This window comes from Armatimonadota bacterium, from assembly GCA_029907255.1.
Classification (GTDB): domain Bacteria; phylum Armatimonadota; class UBA5829; order DTJY01; family DTJY01; genus JAIMAU01.
Genome location: JARYMF010000006.1, coordinates 23,564 through 42,326 on the forward strand (window position 1 = coordinate 23,564; position 18,763 = coordinate 42,326).

Annotated in this window: 23 protein-coding genes and 1 tRNA gene; 5 read left to right on the top strand and 19 right to left on the bottom strand. The window is 47.2% G+C overall.

What is annotated here, in order from left to right:
- Positions 1-6: 6 nt before the first annotated feature.
- The 7 genes from QHH26_06595 to ftsY form a co-directional block, all read right to left on the bottom strand.
- Positions 7-630 (bottom strand): DUF47 family protein, encoded by a 624-nt coding sequence (locus QHH26_06595; protein ID MDH7481629.1) that lies wholly within the window; start codon positions 628-630, stop codon positions 7-9.
- A gap of 295 nt (positions 631-925) precedes the next feature.
- A complete protein-coding gene (locus QHH26_06600) occupies positions 926-1,885 on the bottom strand; it encodes a GDP-mannose 4,6-dehydratase (GenBank protein ID MDH7481630.1) in 960 nt (319 codons plus the stop codon).
- Complete coding sequence (locus QHH26_06605) at positions 1,875-2,849, bottom strand: GDP-mannose 4,6-dehydratase (protein ID MDH7481631.1); 975 nt, start codon at positions 2,847-2,849, stop codon at positions 1,875-1,877. Before QHH26_06605 ends, QHH26_06600 begins: the two co-directional genes overlap by 11 nt.
- A gap of 176 nt (positions 2,850-3,025) precedes the next feature.
- Positions 3,026-3,466, bottom strand: coding sequence for an arsenate reductase ArsC (locus tag QHH26_06610; protein MDH7481632.1), 441 nt, complete (start codon positions 3,464-3,466; stop codon positions 3,026-3,028).
- A 45-nt stretch (positions 3,467-3,511) separates the two neighbouring features.
- Positions 3,512-4,822 (bottom strand): nitrate/sulfonate/bicarbonate ABC transporter ATP-binding protein, encoded by a 1,311-nt coding sequence (locus QHH26_06615; GenBank protein ID MDH7481633.1) that lies wholly within the window; start codon positions 4,820-4,822, stop codon positions 3,512-3,514.
- A 4-nt stretch (positions 4,823-4,826) separates the two neighbouring features.
- Complete coding sequence (locus QHH26_06620) at positions 4,827-6,548, bottom strand: ABC transporter permease subunit (protein MDH7481634.1); 1,722 nt, start codon at positions 6,546-6,548, stop codon at positions 4,827-4,829.
- Positions 6,549-6,914: 366 nt separating this feature from the next.
- Complete coding sequence (ftsY, locus tag QHH26_06625; GenBank protein MDH7481635.1) at positions 6,915-7,790, bottom strand: signal recognition particle-docking protein FtsY; 876 nt, start codon at positions 7,788-7,790, stop codon at positions 6,915-6,917.
- A gap of 229 nt (positions 7,791-8,019) precedes the next feature.
- On the opposite strand from ftsY, the gene QHH26_06630 reads away from it, so the two are divergent.
- From QHH26_06630 to QHH26_06650, 5 genes are all read left to right on the top strand, one after another.
- Positions 8,020-8,095, top strand: a tRNA-Lys gene (locus tag QHH26_06630).
- A gap of 367 nt (positions 8,096-8,462) precedes the next feature.
- The gene (gene yedE / locus QHH26_06635) at positions 8,463-9,596 is read left to right on the top strand and encodes a YedE family putative selenium transporter (protein ID MDH7481636.1); all 1,134 of its coding nucleotides are present in this window, start codon (positions 8,463-8,465) and stop codon (positions 9,594-9,596) included.
- A complete protein-coding gene (locus QHH26_06640; GenBank protein ID MDH7481637.1) occupies positions 9,580-9,801 on the top strand; it encodes a sulfurtransferase TusA family protein in 222 nt (73 codons plus the stop codon). The genes yedE and QHH26_06640 overlap by 17 nt, the downstream gene beginning before the upstream one ends.
- 40 nt (positions 9,802-9,841) lie before the next feature.
- Complete coding sequence (locus QHH26_06645; protein ID MDH7481638.1) at positions 9,842-10,072, top strand: DUF3343 domain-containing protein; 231 nt, start codon at positions 9,842-9,844, stop codon at positions 10,070-10,072.
- 122 nt (positions 10,073-10,194) lie between these two features.
- A complete protein-coding gene (locus QHH26_06650) occupies positions 10,195-11,484 on the top strand; it encodes a tetratricopeptide repeat protein (protein MDH7481639.1) in 1,290 nt (429 codons plus the stop codon).
- A gap of 78 nt (positions 11,485-11,562) precedes the next feature.
- Here QHH26_06650 and QHH26_06655 read toward each other — a convergent pair whose 3' ends face one another.
- The 12 genes from QHH26_06655 to ffh form a co-directional block, all read right to left on the bottom strand.
- Positions 11,563-11,790: a hypothetical protein gene (locus tag QHH26_06655; GenBank protein ID MDH7481640.1), complete on the bottom strand. Its 228-nt coding sequence runs from the start codon at positions 11,788-11,790 to the stop codon at positions 11,563-11,565.
- A gap of 2 nt (positions 11,791-11,792) precedes the next feature.
- Complete coding sequence (locus tag QHH26_06660; GenBank protein MDH7481641.1) at positions 11,793-12,164, bottom strand: YraN family protein; 372 nt, start codon at positions 12,162-12,164, stop codon at positions 11,793-11,795.
- Complete coding sequence (locus QHH26_06665) at positions 12,113-12,793, bottom strand: ribonuclease HII (protein MDH7481642.1); 681 nt, start codon at positions 12,791-12,793, stop codon at positions 12,113-12,115. Before QHH26_06665 ends, QHH26_06660 begins: the two co-directional genes overlap by 52 nt.
- 83 nt (positions 12,794-12,876) lie before the next feature.
- Positions 12,877-13,497 carry a signal peptidase I gene (lepB, locus tag QHH26_06670; protein MDH7481643.1) on the bottom strand — a complete coding sequence of 207 codons (621 nt, stop codon included), beginning with the start codon at positions 13,495-13,497 and terminating at the stop codon, positions 12,877-12,879.
- Between the two features lie 72 nt (positions 13,498-13,569).
- The gene (lepB, locus tag QHH26_06675; protein ID MDH7481644.1) at positions 13,570-14,190 is read right to left on the bottom strand and encodes a signal peptidase I; all 621 of its coding nucleotides are present in this window, start codon (positions 14,188-14,190) and stop codon (positions 13,570-13,572) included.
- Positions 14,190-14,543 carry a 50S ribosomal protein L19 gene (gene rplS / locus QHH26_06680; protein ID MDH7481645.1) on the bottom strand — a complete coding sequence of 118 codons (354 nt, stop codon included), beginning with the start codon at positions 14,541-14,543 and terminating at the stop codon, positions 14,190-14,192. Before rplS ends, lepB (QHH26_06675) begins: the two co-directional genes overlap by 1 nt.
- A 91-nt stretch (positions 14,544-14,634) precedes the next feature.
- Positions 14,635-15,381: a tRNA (guanosine(37)-N1)-methyltransferase TrmD gene (gene trmD, locus QHH26_06685; protein MDH7481646.1), complete on the bottom strand. Its 747-nt coding sequence runs from the start codon at positions 15,379-15,381 to the stop codon at positions 14,635-14,637.
- The gene (rimM, locus tag QHH26_06690; protein MDH7481647.1) at positions 15,371-15,892 is read right to left on the bottom strand and encodes a ribosome maturation factor RimM; all 522 of its coding nucleotides are present in this window, start codon (positions 15,890-15,892) and stop codon (positions 15,371-15,373) included. The genes trmD and rimM overlap by 11 nt, the downstream gene beginning before the upstream one ends.
- A complete protein-coding gene (locus QHH26_06695; GenBank protein MDH7481648.1) occupies positions 15,892-16,296 on the bottom strand; it encodes a YlqD family protein in 405 nt (134 codons plus the stop codon). Before QHH26_06695 ends, rimM begins: the two co-directional genes overlap by 1 nt.
- A gap of 92 nt (positions 16,297-16,388) precedes the next feature.
- The gene (locus QHH26_06700) at positions 16,389-16,619 is read right to left on the bottom strand and encodes a KH domain-containing protein (GenBank protein MDH7481649.1); all 231 of its coding nucleotides are present in this window, start codon (positions 16,617-16,619) and stop codon (positions 16,389-16,391) included.
- Positions 16,620-16,743: 124 nt separating this feature from the next.
- Entirely contained in the window at positions 16,744-17,277 is a 534-nt protein-coding gene (rpsP, locus tag QHH26_06705) for a 30S ribosomal protein S16 (protein MDH7481650.1), read from the bottom strand.
- A gap of 85 nt (positions 17,278-17,362) precedes the next feature.
- A complete protein-coding gene (gene ffh, locus QHH26_06710) occupies positions 17,363-18,694 on the bottom strand; it encodes a signal recognition particle protein (GenBank protein MDH7481651.1) in 1,332 nt (443 codons plus the stop codon).
- Positions 18,695-18,763: the final 69 nt, after the last annotated feature.

The following is an 18,763-nucleotide window of genomic DNA, read 5'->3' on the forward strand; positions in this document are numbered from 1 at the left end:
CCCGCGTTAAGCATTTTTCAGGCAAGTTGACTCAATTATATCGGCAACATCTTCGCACTTATCAATTGCTGTCTCAATATGATCATAGATTTCACGCCATTTGAGAGCCTCAATTGGCTTATCATGCATTTGGAATAGCTTTGCAAGAGCGGCACGATTTACTTGATCGCCTTGATTTTCTAGACGATTTATCAAAATGCACGCTTCGCGCACCGGCGCCGAGCGTTTGATATCCCTAAGACATCCAACAGCTTGAACGGTCTGTTCAGTGGCTTCAGCAAGAATCTTCGAAAGCTTGGCCCCCGCCTCCGTAGGCTGAGTGATCTCGTATAGAAGTATTCGGTCGGCTGCAGCCTCAATATAATCCATGATGTCGTCGAGAGCGCTTGTGAGGGCATGAATGTCCTCGCGGTCAAGTGGGGTGACAAAAGTAGTATTCAATTTCCGAATTACCTCATGGGTTAGCTCATCTGCGTCATGCTCCATTGCTCTTATCTTGAAGGCAATGTCTTCGGCATCACGGCAATCGGCCATCAGCTGGACAAGAATATGGGCTGCTTCGTTTACCATCTGAACCTGTTTCTCAAGTAAATCGTAGAATGACTCCTGCTTAGGTAAAAGGCGTATCATGCGATAAATCCTCCCGATCTAAGAAGCGATCGTTCACCGTACTTAAAAAGTGACCGTAGTCCTGGATGAGCAGTAAAAAATAAAAGGTCAGCACTGCTTCTTTGCTGACCTTTTAGATTAAGATTTTCCAAATGTATCTCACTTGTTGAAACCACCAACACACCGCGTTAAGAAAACCGAATTATTATATCAGTGGTGGCAAAAGATGTCAATTGCTTATCCCTCAATAACCTAGAAGGTTCGATTCTATATTACTGCTAAAACGACATATTTTCTAAAAACCATAAAACTCTGTTCAGGATACCCTCGCACGCCAGAAATTCAGAAGATCTTTGAGTGTCTGGGCGAGCGAAATTTCGGGAGCCCAACCTGTTTCAGCATGGAACTTTGAGCAATCACCTACAAGTATTGGGAGATCCGACGGACGCATGCGGTCGGGTTCCTGGACAACCTCAATCTGAACAGATGTCAAAGTAAGAAGCTGGTCTAACACTTCACGTATGCTTACTGCCTTGCCAGAGCAAATATTGTATACATCTCCAGGCGAACACCTCTCTGCTGCTAACACATATGCACGAACGATATCTCTAACATCAGTAAAATCACGTTTTGCATCAAGGTTACCAACCATCAGCTTTGGGGGACGAATTCCAGCTTCGATTTCAGCAATTTGACGTGCAAAGTTTGATGCCACAAAAGCGTCCGATTGCCCAGGCCCAATATGGTTGAACGGCCGCAACCTAATTACCGGGACTTGGAATATGCGGAAATATTGAACTCCAAGCAGGTCCGCACAAGCCTTACTGCATGCATATGGATTAGCAGGGTCAAGGGATGCCCTTTCGGTAATGGGAAGGTCAGATTCGGAAACTATGCCATACACTTCGGCTGAACTTATTAACACCAACACTCTCAAATTTGGCAGGCCCCTTAGCGATTCCAACAAATGAAGTGTTCCCATCACGTTCGTTTTGAAGGTCCCAATGGGATCGCTTAGTGAACGTGAAACCGAGCTTTGAGCCGCCAGATGATACACAACCGAAGGCTGTACGCTATTTATTACTTCCTCGACATTGGACTGGTTTTCAAGATGGCAAACCATCAGCTCGACGCCGGGAATTGGATTGTCTGAGGATACTTCCTCAGGCGAAAGTATTGTTCCATATACGAAGGCGCCTGATTTGACTAATAGCTCGGCAAGATGTCGCCCGACGAAACCGCCAACTCCCGTTATCAGCGTCGTCTCATGGGGCATTTTGTCGCTGAACCTCCTCCCTCCAATGGTTCAGCAGATCAGCTAGCGTTTGCTCCAGTGGAATCGTCGGCTCCCATCCTGTTTGGGCTCTGAATTTGGAGGCATCACCTTGAAGTACCATGACATCAGAAGGCCGCATTCTTGCTGGATCTTCTCGTATTTCAACCTTGACTGTTGACATATCAAGCAACATGTTTAGCATTTCTTCAACACTATAGCACTTGCCTGACGCTATTACATAGACTTCGCCAGGAATGCATTTGTTAACCGCAAGCCAATAGGCACGAACCACGTCTCGGACGTCGCTCCAATCTCGCTTGGCTTTTAGGTTGCCAACGTAAATCACAGGCTCCTGCTTCCCGGCCTCTATCAGTGCAATTTGTTTGGCAAAGTTGCTTGTTACGAAAACATCGCCACGACGAGGACCTTCATGGTTGAATGCGCGCGTGCGAATTGTCTTCAACCCATGGCTTTTATAATACTGATATGCCATCATATCTTGCGTTACCTTGCTAACGGCATAAGGGCTCAATGGCCTCAGCGGGTTATCCTCGTTAATTGGCAGTTCATTAGGATAAACCATACCGTATTCTTCCGAGCTTAAGGCAACCTGAATCGGACAATCTATGCCTAGGAGCAACATTGCCTCGAATAAATTTATTTGCATCCTGGGATTTTCTAGCATGGTCGCAGTCGGCGAACTCCAGCTGGCAAGGACATAGCTCTGAGCGGCAAGATGGAATATGAAATCAGGTTTGGAGATTTCTAACGCTCTGACGGTATTGCTAAAATCCGTCAGCTCACATTGGATGAGATTTATTTTGCCCTCGAGATGAGCAACATTCTCCATGCGGCTACGCCAGCGAAAAGTACCGTATATTTCAATTTTTTCAGGGAGTGAAAGCAGATAGTCCGCCAAATGGCTGCCTGCCATTCCTGTAATTCCAGTGATGAGTACCCTCATGCAGTGCCTCCGATGACTAATATGGTCTTACAAAGTAATTGTCGGGATGATTGGTCTAGAACTAAATGTTCTAATCGGTCACCCTGGCTCTAGCCAATTCTAACCCTAGCGCCAAAAGATGTCAATTTGATGACATCTTTTCAAAAAATGATAACAGACTTAGGTTACCAACCCTATTATCCTTCATTGTTGGTCTTAATCCCCGTCAACTCTTCAACTAGCTTTTTTACCTTCGCTTTAATCCGGTCTCGAATCTCGCGGACTTTCTCAATAGGCTGACCTTCGGGATCTTCAATGCCCCAATCTTCGGATTCGACAAATACAACCGGGCACACAGCACTATTGCGGCCTGCGTCACCCATATTCACCCCACAGCCCATTGTAATTACCCTATCCGCACTCTTAATCATGTCTAGCGTCAAAACCTTTGGATAGTGGCCACTCATATCATAGCCTATCTCTTCCATCACTTGAACGACCGATGGATTAATAGTTTTTGCAGGCGATGTTCCGGCTGACTCGGCAATGATTTTGCCCTTGCCAAATTCCTTTGCGAAAGCCTCGGCCATCTGACTTCGCCCCGAATTGTGAATACAAACAAAAAGAACTTTTTTCACTTGAAAAACTCCTTCTTGAAATTATAAAAACTTTTTCATGCGTGACTAAGCCTGTGCTGTAACAACACTCCTGGCGCTAAGGAATATCAAGCCGCTCGCATGGTCATATTCCAATAACTCAGCATATCGACCCCACTCGATGATCAAATCAAGCTGACGTTTGGCTTCCCGCGGCGGAAATTCCAATTCAAGCGCTGCAATTGCAACGTCCCGCTCAATTTGGTGCTTATCTGCTGCATCAAGCATTCTAAGCAACCATTGAAATAGCGGTAACCTGCGTATGCGCGTTGCAAATATCTCTTTTCGGGTGTTGATTCGGGCTTCGGCAAATGCCTCACCCAGTGGGGTTAAAGTAATATCGCCTTGAGAAAGAGTTGCAAACCCTAGGAGCTCCGCCGCATCAGTAACCCTTAGCAAACGATCTGAATCAACTCGCAGTTCCTCCGCAAGCCTGAATATATCAGCAGTATGATTGGGCATTTCTATTAGCCGCTCAAGCACGCCTGCTAGGTCAGCTATCGCCACGTTGGGCAAAGCTCGAGTGTGCCCTGGCTCTCCAGGCGCCGTGCCAAGCTCGATATGCTCGGGCTGCGTCTGACCTGCAAGTATTGAATAGACACGGTCTACTAAGTTCGCAAAACTTGGAGATTTACGTTGGCGAGGCTGCGGTAAATCCACGACTACATCCGCCACTATTCTACCAGGCTCCTTTTCCATTACAACAATCCTATCTGCCAGAAAAACGGCTTCTTCTATATTATGCGTAACCATCAGTATCGCCTTCGTAGGAATGCCCCCACTCAACCAGAGCTCAAGTAGCTCGCCGCGCAATGATTCAGCACTCAGCACATCCAGTGCTGAGAAGGGTTCGTCTAGACATAATAATTCTGGCTCAACCGCCATTGCCCGTGCAAATCCAACTTTTTGGCGCATACCTCCTGAAAGCTCGCGTGGATACGCCGTTTCAAAACCATCTAGTCCCACACGGTCAAGGAGTTCGATGGTTCTGCGAATGCGGTCAGGACCTGGAACACCACGAGCTTTAAGAACAACCTCCACATTTTGCTGGACAGTCAGCCATGGGAAAAGCGCAAATGTTTGAAAGACAATCGTTGCATGAGGGTTTACACCTACGACAGGCTGTCCACGGTAAAAAACTTCTCCTTCGGTTGGTTTTTGCAAGCCAGTAACAATCCTCAACAAAGTGCTCTTTCCACAACCCGAAGGCCCAACGAGCACAACAAATTCGCCATCGTATACAGTAAGGCTTACATCGCGAATAGCAATGAATTCTTTTTTGCCCGTAAAATATTTCTGAGTCACCCTATCAAGCTTGACCAACGCTTCAACTGCCATAGGCTTACTCCAATTTATACCTATCTGCGGCTATCCGATAAAGGCGCCGCCAAAACAATCGGTTTATAAGCACGACTGCCAGAATCATGCTGATTGTAGATGCTAGCAGAAGCGGGAAGTTTCCCGTGGCAGTCGCACGCGCAATAGTGGAACCTATACCGGTTGTAAAAATAGTTTTCTTGCCGAACTCAACGTATTCGGCAACAATGCTAGCATTCCACGCTCCGCCACTTGCTGTTATTGCTCCTGTGATAATATAGGGAAACAACGCAGGAAGCGTAAGTGTTCGCCACTGCTCCCATTTGTTTAATCCCAATAAAATTGATGTATACTTAAGGTCCTGCGGGATCTCGCTTGCTCCAGCAATCACATTAAAAAGAAGATACCACTGGGTGCCCATCAGCATTAGAAGAACCGCCGCAAAATTAATTCCACCTTTCAGACCGATTAGCAACATAACTAGAATGGGGAAGAAAGCAGTAGCAGGAATTGACGCCATCACCTGAACCACTGGCTGAATCCAAGTTGCCAGCTTTCGGTTAGTTCCCAAAATGGTTCCCACGGGTATTGTCCACGCAAGAGCCACAACGAGCGAAATTGCCACGCGTGCTAACGTTGCAAGCACACCTATGCCTATATCCAACCATTCTGCCAACGATAATTCGACAAGCATTTCCGACGCACGATATACACCATACGCAAGCCCGCCTATTAAAATCGCAAACACAGCGATAGCCATGGAAGGCCTGCGATGACTTTCAGCTTTTTTGATATCGGCCGGGAAGTGCCGCAATGACCAAGCATCGAGTTTTTCCCCAAGTGGCTGCAATACGCTGCTATTGAACCGCTTAACAAGTAATGAATTATGTAAAACATCGTAAAACCAAGAATGAGGCTCAGGAGCGCCAGTAACCATTTCCAATCTGAAACGTTTAGCCCATACCAGAAGAGGACGCCAAACAAGCTGGTCCAAAGCAACTATAACCAAAACTAAGGTCAAAATTCCCAGTAAAATAGAGCGCACGTTGCCTTCGTTTGCGGCGGTCTGTAGGTAACTACCTAGCCCAGGCAGCCGAAAATCGCGGTTGCCAACCGTGAATATCTCCGCTGCCATTAAGAAAAACCAACCGCCTGCCCAGCTCATCATACTATTCCAAATTAGGCTAATAGCGGCAAACGGAAGCTCTAGAACCTTAAGGCGAAACCAGGTGTTAAATCGAAAGATCGCACTGACCTCGCTGAGCTCGCTTGGAATTGTCGTAAGCGATTGATACCAAGCGAATGTTAGGTTCCAAACTTGGCTGGTGAATATTAGCACGATAGATGCCAACCCAGCAGCTATTTTTTCTGGCATTATCGCAGAAAGACTTAGTAAAACGACCGGAAGAAAAGAAAGTATTGGCACACTTTGAAAGACATCGAGAAGCGGTATCATTATCCATTCGGCACTTCGGTTTCTCGCGGCGATATAACCATACACAATCGTGAATAACATAGATAGTATGTATGCGGCAGCCATTCTTGCAGTAGATAACACAGCGTACAGCGCCAATGCAGACGGTTCAAGGGATATCTTAGGCCCGCTAATTACCCTAGGCGCACCTCTTGCTAACTCAACCCCTATATAAATTAAAACGCCGATTCCAACTATGATGATAACATCCGCCCACGTAGCAAATCTGCTTGGCGGCCATACAAGACCAAAAATTCGAGGCTGACGGTTCATTAGAACATCTCCCCTGGTTTCAGCGTATAAATGATACGTTCCTTTCAACTAGCCAACTTTAAGGGTAACCTCGTGCAAATTCAAACGATATTGCTACCATTCCCTAATTCATTAATCACCAATCCAAATATCAATCAAAACTTGCAATTTCCTGTAAAAATCTAATAGGGCTGGCAATTCAACGCCTAAAATTGTCGCAAACAGCAATAATACTCGTAGCAGCTCTGAGGCATTGAAATAAAAAGCCCCCGGCTAGTTCCGAATTCTCCGGGGGCTTTTCGCCAATTTTAGCTAAATTATGTGTACTTACTCGCGACTGTGCTTTTTGGCGCCTCTTAAATAACTAAGTTGAAAGGAAATCAATTTCTATAAAAGAGACTCCACGAAGTCATTGCAGTTAAACTCTTCCAAGTCTTCAAGTTTCTCTCCAGTACCAACAAGCTTGATAGGTATACCCAATTCGTCCTTTATTGTTACAACAATTCCGCCCTTTGCAGTACCGTCAAGCTTTGCCAGCACAATTCCAGTAACCTTAACGGCGCTTAGAAACTCTCTAGCCTGGCTGATTGCGTTCTGGCCGGTGGTCGCATCAAGCACCAGCAGCGTTTCATCGGCGGGGCGGCCTAGCTCACGTTCAATTACTCGACTAATTTTTTTCAGTTCTTCCATAAGATTGCTTCTTGTGTGAAGGCGACCTGCTGTATCAGCAATCAGAACATCGGCTTTCCTCGATTTTGCCGCCTGAATAGCATCATAGACTACTGCTGCTGGGTCGGCACCTTCGCGCTGTCTAATGAGGTCAACTCCAATTCGATTCGCCCATATCTCGAGTTGGTCAATTGCCGCCGCACGGAAGGTGTCTGCCGCGGCTAGGATTACACGCTTCCCCTGCGATTTGAATCTGTGCGCAAGTTTCGCAATCGAAGTCGTCTTCCCCGTGCCATTTACGCCAACTATAAGGTAGGCAGAAAGCCCATCAGAACTACGCAGTGCAGGACCCTCTCCTTGGGATAATATTTCAGCCAGCTGCTGCTTGAGCCTTTCGCGCACCTGCTCTGGTTCTGAGATTCGCTCTTTTCGAGCGTCTTCCCTCAGGCCAGAAACTATGCGCATTGTAGTGTGGACGTTTAAGTCGGCCTGTATGAGCGCCTCCTCAAGTTCATCAAAAAACTCGTCATCCACAAGCCTGCCACGAGAAAGAAGCTGGTCAACTTTTTGAAATAATCCTTTGAACAACCTCATTTAGCAATCAATCCCGACTTTACGCAATAAAAATACCCCGACTATGTCGGGGCGTTTTATATAAAATTTAACATGATTTTACGACGCCGTCAAGCACGCCGTCCTTTTATACCTAATAAGCTTCCTCATGAACTCGGCGCGATTTCCAAACACATTTATTGTCTTCCGCGAAATCTAAACTATTGATTATTTTGTACCACATGTGGTATAATTATGTGTTCGCCAACGTGGGCCCGTAGCTCAGTCGGCAGAGCAACGCCCTTTTAAGGCGTGGGTCGTGCGTTCGATTCGCACCGGGCTCACCATTTCTCTAATCAACTAGCCTACAAACTAGTCAACAAACCCCCAATTCAGCCACCTCAAAAACAAATACTTGCAGCATTCCATAAAGCCTCATGTCTCATTAGCCGGCATTGTATATACCGACAATTCCATAATATAATAGTGCCAAATTAAATCCCGCAAACCCATCCGGAAGGAGGTCGGAAACCGTGCCAGCATATAGAAAGACTTGATATGCCTCAACAACGGCGCACGTGTTGCGCTCAAAAATTGGATTACAGAATAATGCTGCCGTTTCCGGCCGAATACCCTTCCTCTTAAGTTAAACAACCTCTCGCTCCTTTCGTGCCGGTTGTGGCAGCCTAAACCTAATTTGAAAGGAGCCAAGCTATGCTTTCTTTTCGTCGGTTTCTAAGTTCTAGCTCAGGACCAATCATCACAGGTATTGCCGTTGGGGTACTCGCTCCAGTATTGGTAAGAAGTGGCAACCCTGGCAATATGGGAATTTGTGTTGCATGCTTCACTCGCGACATTGCCGGTTCTCTTGGGCTCCATCGAGCATCGGTGGTTCAGTATATCCGCCCGGAAATAATAGGTTTCATTCTCGGGTCATTGGTCGCCGCTTTAGTCTTCCGAGAATTCAAACCACGGACCGGCTCTTCACCCATTGTGCGTTTTTTTCTCGGAGCGTTTTCAATGATAGGGGCGCTTATGTTCCTTGGATGCCCATGGCGCGCATACCTAAGGCTTTCCGGCGGCGATTGGAATGCAATTTTTGGAATTGCAGGGCTATTTGCTGGGGTACTGCTCGGCACAGCCTTCGTGAAATCTGGATTCAACCTTGGAAGGAGCAAACCAGCGCCAGTAGCCTTGGGATGGATGATGCCGCTGGTTGCAATTGGATTGCTTGTACTTTTAATTACCGAACCTAAGCTGGGCTTCGACCCCAGTGGGAAACCGACTGGCCCCGTGTTTTTCTCCGCGGAAGGACCCGGGAGCATGCATGCGCCCATTCTCATCTCTCTTGGGGTAGGAGCTCTTATCGGACTACTTGCCCAGCGGTCGAGATTCTGTACGGTTGGTGCACTACGAGACCTTGTTCTTCTTAGGGATGCACATCTCTTTAGTGGAATATTGGCACTTATTGCCACTGCGTTCATAACCAATGTAGTGCTTGGGCAGTTCAAGCCAGGGTTCGCCCAGCAACCAGTAGCGCATACAAATCAACTTTTCAACTTTGGCGGGATGCTCCTAGCAGGATTGTCGTTCACACTTGCAGGTGGGTGCCCAGGACGCCAAATTTTCCTCTCCGGGGAGGGCGATGGTGATGCTGGCATTTTTGTACTCGGGATGTTGGTGGGAGCTGGCTTTGCACATAACTTCTCACTCGCCAGCTCGCCAAAAGGACCAGGTGCATTTGGACTTTGGGCGCTCGTCATCGGACTAGTATTTTGCGTTGTTATTGGCCTGACGATGCGCGAAGTAAAAAATCCAAGGAGGATCTTTAATGAGCGACTTGATTAAACTTGATGCACGCGGGCTATCTTGTCCGATGCCTGCAATGATGGCAAAAAAGGCAATCAAGGGTCGTGAACGTGGAAAAATAGAGATAATAGTTGACTCATACGCTGCACGCGATAACGTGGAGCGAATCGCCAAAAGTTCTGGATGGAATGTTATCATCGAAGACATTGGCTCTGGCGAATTCCGATTAACCATATCAAAATGACCCGTAGCACAGCTAAAGCAATCTAAAAGGAGAAACAAAATTGGAAAAATACGGGGTGGTACTCTTTCACAGTCAGTCCTCAGCATTCCGCGCCGAGAAGATTCTCCTTAAGGCTGGGATTGAGTGCCGCCTCATTCCCATACCACGCAGTTTATCAAGCGACTGCGGTGTGGCAGCACGATTCGAATGGGCACGAGTTGCTGATGTCGAACGAGCGCTCAATGCTGCGGATGTTGAAATCCAAGGGATTCATCCAATGCCCTCACGGTAAATCGAATAAGCGGCGTGTTTTTGAAACCGTGGGGCAAGCCAACTCGTCATAGCTAATAGAAATAGACTTTATTTTGCGTGCCGCTAAGAAATTTTTAATTCAAAGGAAACCAAGTGAAGCCTATGTCCAAAACACAAAAAGTAAGTGTCGTTATTGTCGCCATTGTAGCTATTTTGGGGGTCTTTCATTACTTCAAAGCCCAAAAAATTAAAGAGAAAACACGAGAATATTTTCGCCTTGCTCTTGAGGCAGAACCCCAAGAAGCCGAAAGGTTAATGCGTGAGTGTCTTAAAATTCAACCGCGCAACCCCAGCGTATATTTTCTGCTAGGTGAATCGCTTGCACAGCAAGGAAAGCACAAGGCAGCCATAGGGGTATTCAAAAGTGGTTTGAAGTTTTCTGAATCTAGCAAGGAATCCGCGTTTATTAAGAGACGAATCAACTCGGCTTTAGCAGAATTGTATGAGGACTTGGGCGACTACGACGCAGCAATAGACTATTACACTAGAAACTTGACCTCAGGTTTTACTTCTGCCAGGCAGGGTTTTTTGCGAGTAAGGCTCGCCGAACTTTACCGCAAGAAGGGAGATTACTCCTCCGCGGCTCGCGAGTATGAGAAAGCAATTAAGTATAAAGCCGCGGTACGTAGGCCTGAAATATACTTTGATGCCGCGGTTTGCAAAGCACGCGATGGGGAAGCTGGCAAGGCATTCGAATATCTATCTAGCCTTTTCAACCATCCATTCATGATTGGCGTAGGCGCCGGGGACGGAAGCCAAAATGTCCGCATTCAAGGATGGATTAATGCCGCAACAAATAGCAGGCTTTTTGAGAAAGTTCGCACTTTGCCTGGATTCGACAAGCTGATAGAAAAAGCTAATCAACATGCAAAAGCTAGGAGCATAGCCACAAAAATATACTGCGCCCAAATCACAGTTCCTGGTTTTAGACGCGAATTTCCGCTATCATATGAGTTTGCACAAATAAATGCACATCACGCCGGTTTTTCTCGCGATGTTCTTCTAGCTTACGCCAATGATTGCATGGTATCAGCTGATTATGAAGTCGGCGATCCACGTAGGTTTGAATACGGCTTTGTCGCATGCTATTACTTTTTCTCCACCGTTGACCATGCTAAATGGGCAGTTTCCGCGCTAAGAAAGCTTTCCCTCCCGGGCGCCGAGTGGTCCTCATTCCCATGGGCCAACCACTCTCTTGAAGGAAGAATAATTGGAGACGAAACATATTCCGCCGACGACAAAAACGGTAACATCCGCCTAATTTTTCGCAAAGGTAACTTCGTGGCAGTCCTCTACTCAGGAGACTTTGAGCACAAACGCTTTGAGAAAGTTCCACCCAACATTGCCCCTGCCATGGACTCTCTTGCTCAACAAGTCTTGCGTGTGCTTTAGTAAGCGTTTTATCTCTTTTTTATCCCAATACTTTTAACCGACGGCAGAACCTTAAGCTGGCGGTTTATGAAAGGGGTATCACTTATTCAATAGGAGCTGTATAATCTCGAAAAATCCTATTGTAATGACAAAGGCGAGGATGACAACAACGGCAAGAGCGCGCAGGCGTGTCTTGCGGCGGCGAAGCTTCGCCTCATGGGGCATCCAGAACTCATAATCATATTCATTCTCTGTACTCTCATTAACTCCGTAGACATCTTCTTCTTCAGGCAGCCGTTCCTTCCCTTCTCGAACTTCATAGTTCATGCTCAGCGGTCCTCCATAAAAGCGCCCTTGATAACCTCTATCCTTACTAGTTTCCCTTTTTCAAAATAGACTTCTACAATGTCAAAGCGTGCGCCAACCTCCCCCAGGTTGCGGTCGGCAAGATATATCTCTGCTGAGCGTATCAACTTCGCTTGTTTCAATGAGTCAACAGCCTCAGAAGGATAGCCAAATGAAGTACCTCGTCTGGCTTTGACCTCAATGAATACCAGGTCGCTTCCGTCGTAGGCGATTGCGTCAATTTCGCCGCTGCTGCATCGGAAATTTCTCTCAACAACCTTATAGCCAATTGACTCCAAATGCCTTATAGCTCTTTCTTCGCCTGCTCTGCCGAGAGCAGATCTTGCCGTGCCCATAGAAGGTTTAACTCCTCCGCCACTGGACCGAACGTTTTCCTATGGATATCGCAAGGTCCGTAAATGGCAAGGTTTCGCAAATGCTCTTCCGTAGGATAGCCTTTGTGTTTAGCAAAGCCATATTGAGGATACAATCTGTCATAGTTCAGCATAATGCGGTCTCTCGTAACTTTTGCGATTATAGAAGCAGCTGCTATACTTGCGCTCTTGCAATCGCCGTCAATTATTCCGACTTGTGGAAATTCAAAATTGCGAATTGGATAACCATCCACCAGAAAGATATCGGCAGCAGTGGTCAGCTTGCCAATGGCAATTCGCATTGCCTGATAGGTAGCTTGAAGGATATTTAAGCGGTCTATTTCGTCGGCATCCACTATGCCAACCCCAACACCTAAAGCAATGCTTAGAATTTTATCGTAAGCGGCCTCGCGATTTGCTGGAGAAAGCTGCTTTGAATCGTATATGCCGCCGATATCACATTCGAAAGGAAGAATTACCGCAGCCGCAACCACCGGTCCAGCAAGCGGCCCTCGGCCTGATTCATCAACGCCGGCGACAACGCGATAACCCTGTGCCCGGACTGCTCGCTCGTAATGCCACAAGTCTGCAGAATCTTGGCTTTCCTCCATCCCTAGCTTATCATCCTTGCCCAAATTTTCTCATTTTGCGTTAGTCTTTCAACTATACGTAGCAATAGGGTTTTATTGGCAACTTATTTTATTATTCTCGCTCGGTTAGGTGGCCAAAATATGGCTATTGATTTCCCCAGAACTCGTTTCAAATCTAGCAAGCCTTCTTTTACGCTATCATTACTGTTGTTTCGATTGTCCCCCATCACGAAGAGCTTGCCGCGGGGCACACGAATCGGGTCCATTTCGTAGTTCATTGGCTCTTTGATATATGGTTCGTCTACAGGTTTTCCATTTCGTAACAGTTTTCCATTTTTAACGGCTATTAGGTCACCAGGCACACCAACAAGTCTCTTTATAAATTCCCGCTCGGTCCCGTCAGCAGTCCAACTTTTGGGTGCTCTAAATACAATTATTTCTCCATCCCTTGGCGGCCGCAAGCGATAGACAAGTTTATTTAGAAGTATGTGGTCGCCTTCGCGAAGCGTTGGCTCCATGGAAGCCGACCGAATGGTGTAAACCTGAATAAAAAACGGACGGATAATGAGGAAAACAAGGATTATTGCTACGAGGGCAGATTCAACTACTTCGGCGGCCGATTTACCAATGGGAGTCTTATAACGTGCAAGCCACAGCCGCGCGATGAAAAGTATGACAATTGCCGCGACAACATATTCAATTCTGACATTTGCAAGCCAGTCCATTGTCCGTGGGCTCCTGCTTTTACAACCGCCTTCGGCTAGTTGGCCTCCAGCTAGACGAGCGGAGCGAGGTTTTCAGCGGGGAATTCCGATTCGGCTGGGCGGCCAGAAGATTACTAACGCCTTGCCGAGAACACGGTTTCGATCGAGTGGGCCCCACCTATGGCTGTCGTTGCTGTCATTGCGGTTGTCACCCATAACGAAAAGCATTCCTTTCGGAACCTTAAACGGCGGCATCTCATAATCCATTGGCTCTTTGATGTATGGCTCGCGGACGGGTTTGCCATTCCTATAAAGTATACCATTGCGAACCTCTATTACGTCACCTGGCAAGCCAATGAGCCGTTTAATGTAGTCTCGCTCCACTCCATCGGTAGTAGCATTCTCCGGCGCCTTGAAAACGATTATATCCCCCCGCTGAGGTTCCTTGAATCGATAAATGAATTTATTGACCAAAATGTGGTCATGCACCAAAAGGGTAGGCTCCATCGATCCCGATGGAATGAAAAACGCCTGGATTATGAATGGCCGGATAATCAAGAAGACGAGTACGATGGCAATTAGCACCGACTCGACTATTTCAGCGGCCGACTTTGCCACCACGGTTTTGTAGCGGCCAAGCCATAGGCGAAGTATAAGTAAAACAACGGATATGATTATGACATATTCGATTTTTAGGTTAGCCAGCCACTCCATTATCCGCGGTTCTTATCTTCCTTTATCCGTGTCGCTTTTCCTACCTTCTCTCTCAGATAGAAGAGCTTTGCGCGACGCACCTTTCCTTTGCGCACCACCTCGATTTTAGCAATCCTGGGGCTATGTAGTAAGAAAGTGCGTTCAACTCCAATGCCATGAGAGATTTTACGAACCGTAAAAGTTTCCCGCACTGAATCATGGCGCTTTGCGATGACAATGCCCTCGAAAACCTGTATTCGTTCTTTACCGGCTTCGACGACCCGAACATGGACTCGAACTGTGTCGCCAACGTTAATTTCTGGCTTTTCAGCTTTCAGTTGTTCCTTCTCAATCTCTTGTATTACTGTAGACATTCCAACTACTCCTTTTGCTAGTACTGCGTTTAGTATGGCAGAGGAGCCTTTTAAATAAAAAGACTCTTACTTCCGGCTAGTTTTGCCGATTTTACCTTGAATCCTTTGACCTCCTCAGTTCATCAAGGATTCGCAAATCTTCCTCAGTAAGATGTGCCTTTTCCAAAAGGTCTGGCCTACGCTCTAGCGTTCGTTTCAACGATTGAAAGCGACGCCACTTCTGAATTTCCGCATGATGTCCAGATAGAAGGACATCTGGCACCCGCCAGCCTCGAAATTCTACCGGCCTAGTATACTGTGGGTATTCGAGCAAACCCTCCGAGAACGATTCCTCAAGAGCAGACTGCTCCCTCCCCAACACACCCGGAATCAACCTTGCCACTGCATCGAGTATGACAAGTGCAGGCAGTTCACCGCCAGTCAAAATATAATCTCCGATTGATAGCTCATCTGTTACTAGATGCTCTCGAACACGTTCATCCACGCCTTCGTAATGGCCACAGATAAAAACCAAATGAGGACATTTTGATAGCTCGGCAGCTTTTTCTTGATTAAAAAGCTGTCCTTGAGGCGTGGTCAGGATTATCCTGCTTTGGTCAGTCCAGTATTCGGCTTTTACATGTTCTGCAGCTTTAAAGATTGGCTCAGGTTTCATTACCATGCCGGCGCCCCCGCCATATGGCGGCTCGTCGGTGGTTTTGTGTTTATCCTCCGCAAAATCTCTGATATTATGTACGCAAACCGTGAGAAGATTGTTCTCTTGGGCGCGTTTAAGAATGCTATAATCCACCCCACAGCGCACCATTTCCGGAAAGATGGTGAGAACATCAACTCTCATTTTCATTTTCCTCGACCATTCCTGGAATAGGGCGCACGACCATTCGCTTTTCGCGGAGGTCGATACTCACAACGAACTCCTTCACGGCCGGGATCATCGCTCGCTCAGTTACGTACACATCATTCGCTGGCCCACGAATGACCTCCTTAATCTTGCCAAGGCTCTTCCCCTCGGGGGTAACCACTTCAAGTCCGATTATGTCATGAATGTAATACTCGTCTTTTCCAAGCGGTACTAAATCTTTTTCGCGAATATAAAGCTTTGCTCCCCTAAGCCGCTCTGCAGCCGAAATATCGTTGAAACCTTCAAACTTCACGAGCAGTAGGTTTTTATGCTGTCGAACTGCTTCAATTTTCAGGTTTTGCTCTTCTGTGGCGCGGTCTGGCCGAACTTCCTTAAGCTCAAAAAAGTGCTCTGGGTAATCGGTGTAGGGGAGCACCTTCACTTCTCCCCTACGTCCAAACGGTGCAACCACTTCGCCAATAAGAACGTTCCACTCGTCGCTTGTCATCAGGGGTTGCGTATTTCCTTGACAAAGCCGTCTTCAACAATTACTTCAGTGGCACAAAGCTTTTCATTAATGTTGTCGCCTATATTTATCTCCACTAACCCCTCAACCGTCCCTTGGGGGTGCTCAGCACCCAACTCAAGCATTCGGACTTTTGAGAGCTCCTCGTCTAGCCGCGCTCTTACCGCCTCCTGCTTGCGCTTCTGGCGCTCGAGTTTTTTAGCGAAAGCTACTGCTTGCGTTGGATCCCTTCCTTCTAGCTCTGCAAGATATCGCGTACCTTGAGTTTCAATCTGCTGTTGTGTGCGTTTTACCTCTTGAAGAGCCTGCTCCAACCGCGAAATCAGTTGCTTCTTGAACTTCTCAGTAACTACCGCCTTTATAATAACTCTGCGTTTGACTAGCATTTTGGCAGCAATTCGCCTGCCAATAGGCGGCAGGCACTATTAGTCCTTCTCTACCATTTTCGCAATGGCCGAATTATACAGCGATATGCTTCTTAGGGGATGATTTCTAGATAGACTCGCTTTTTTTCACGCATTGCCGCAGCTTTGGCTACGGTACGGAGCGCATTTGCAATTTTGCCTTGTTTGCCAATCACCTTGCCTAGGTCGTTTGGTGCCACGCGAATTTCAAACGTGGTGGATTCTTCGCCAACGACTTCCCTGATATCCACCTGCGCGGGCTCATCAACCAACGCTTTGACTAGATACTCTATCAATTCCTTCAATCTGAACACTCCTTTCAGACGCAGGGCTGAAAGGAAGCAAGACGCAGGCACGCGACATGAAACACCTTTTAGACGTGGCATGCCGGTGGCCATTACGGCCTGTATCTCTGTCCCGTAGCCCCTGCTATCCAGTTGTCTCTTTTTCGTCTGCGGCCTCAGCGTTGCCAATAGTTTCTGTTTCGGTCGCAGAAGGCGCAGTTTCTGTATCAGCTCCCTCGTCTTCCGAAGAAGCCTTCTTTTTGCGAGTAGACCTAGTTTTTGATTCAGGCTCAACTTCCGTTTCTACCGCCGGCTCAGCCTCCGCAACCGTTCCCTTGACTGCCTCAGAAGCAGCCTCTGCTTTAAGCTCCCCAGCGGCCGGTTTAGCTGGACTTTCTGGTTCTTCCTTCGTTCGCTCTTTATTTCCTAGGGCTTTATGAGAAATACCCACTTTTTTTAGTAGCGCCGCAGCTGTATCCGTTGGTTGAGCTCCGCGATTTAGCCACAAAAGAACCTTCTCTGCATTTACATTTATCACCGGCGGTTCAGCTCGTGGGTCATAATATCCCACCATTTCGATGAACCGACCATCACGTGGCGACCGGCTGTCCGCTACCACCAACCTATAGAACGGCTTGCTGCGAGCTCCCATCCTCCTAAGTCTTATCTTTACTGCCAAAGCCTAACCTCCTCGGTGTTTACAAATTTTTCACTACCATATGTTTAATCGTGCCCATATTCTAACGGCAACGAAATCTATTATATCAGAAGGGCCATGAAATTGCTTTTCGTCGGCGTCCCCCTTGTTCAATTTCAGCAAAACCTCTTATCATTTTCTTCATTTCTTCAAATTGTTTTATCAAGCGGTTTACTTCCTGAATGCTGGTGCCGCTCCCATTTGCTATCCGGCGCCTTCTGCTGCCATTTAGTATCTCTGGGTGCCGACGCTCTTGCTTGGTCATAGAACGAATAATCGCTTCGGTCCGCGCCAACTGCCGCTCGTCAATTTCCATACCTTGCATTGCACGTGCGTTGAACCCTGGAAGCATGCTGAGAATTTGATCAAGCGGCCCCATTTTCCTCATCTGTTGAAGCTGATCGAGATAGTCCTCAAAATCAAATTTGTTCTCCTTAAGCTTGCGTTCAAGGTCTTCTGCTTTTTGTTTATCAAGAACAGCCTCGGCTTTCTCAATTAGGCTAAGCACGTCGCCCATGCCCAGAATCCGCGACGCCATTCTTTCGGGATGGAACGTCTCAAGAGCATCAAGCTTCTCACCCACGCCTACAAGTTTGATGGGCTTGCCTGTAACAGCCTTTATAGAGAGCGCTGCACCACCTCGTGCATCCCCATCAAGCTTGGTCAGGATGAAACCGGTTACCCCAAGAGCATTGTTAAACTGCTCTGCAATGTTTACAGCATCCTGCCCTGTCATCGCATCTACAACAAGAAGAATTTCCTTCGGGGAAACAGCGTCGCGGATGCGTGAAAGTTCGCCCATCAGCTCTTCATCAATGTGCAGCCGGCCTGCCGTATCCATAATTACCACGTCTTGGCCTGCGTTTGCCGCTGAACTCACTGCCGCCTTTGCTATGTCTACGGGATCGTGCTTGTCACCTAATGCAAATACTGGTATGCCCAATTGATCTCCTAGCACCTGCAGCTGCTTTACAGCTGCCGGTCGGTATACATCAAGTGCGACAAGGAGCGGTTTTCGGTTTTGTTTACGCACCATGTTTGCAAGCTTGGCGGCGCTTGTCGTCTTGCCCGATCCATGGAGACCGACAAGCATTACAACAGCCGGTTTGCCAGCTAAGTCAAGCCCAACTTCTGAACCACCCAGCAGACTCGTCAATTCTTCGTTAACGATTTTAATTACCTGCTGTGTTGGCGTTAGGCTCTTGAGGACATCCTGGCCAATTGCTCGCTCCCTCACAGTGTTTGTAAAATCTTTTACAACCTTATAATTGACATCTGCCTCAAGCAAAACGAGCCGTATCTCTCGCAAGGCATCTGCGACATCTTGCTCGGAGAGCGTGCCCTTGCCACGCAGCTTTTTGAAAACATTCTGAAGTTTTTCGGTAAGGCTCTCAAACATTTTGTTGCAAGCTTCCAAAAGATGGACAGAAGTAAAGTATACAAAAATAAAGGTTCTCTGTCAAACTTT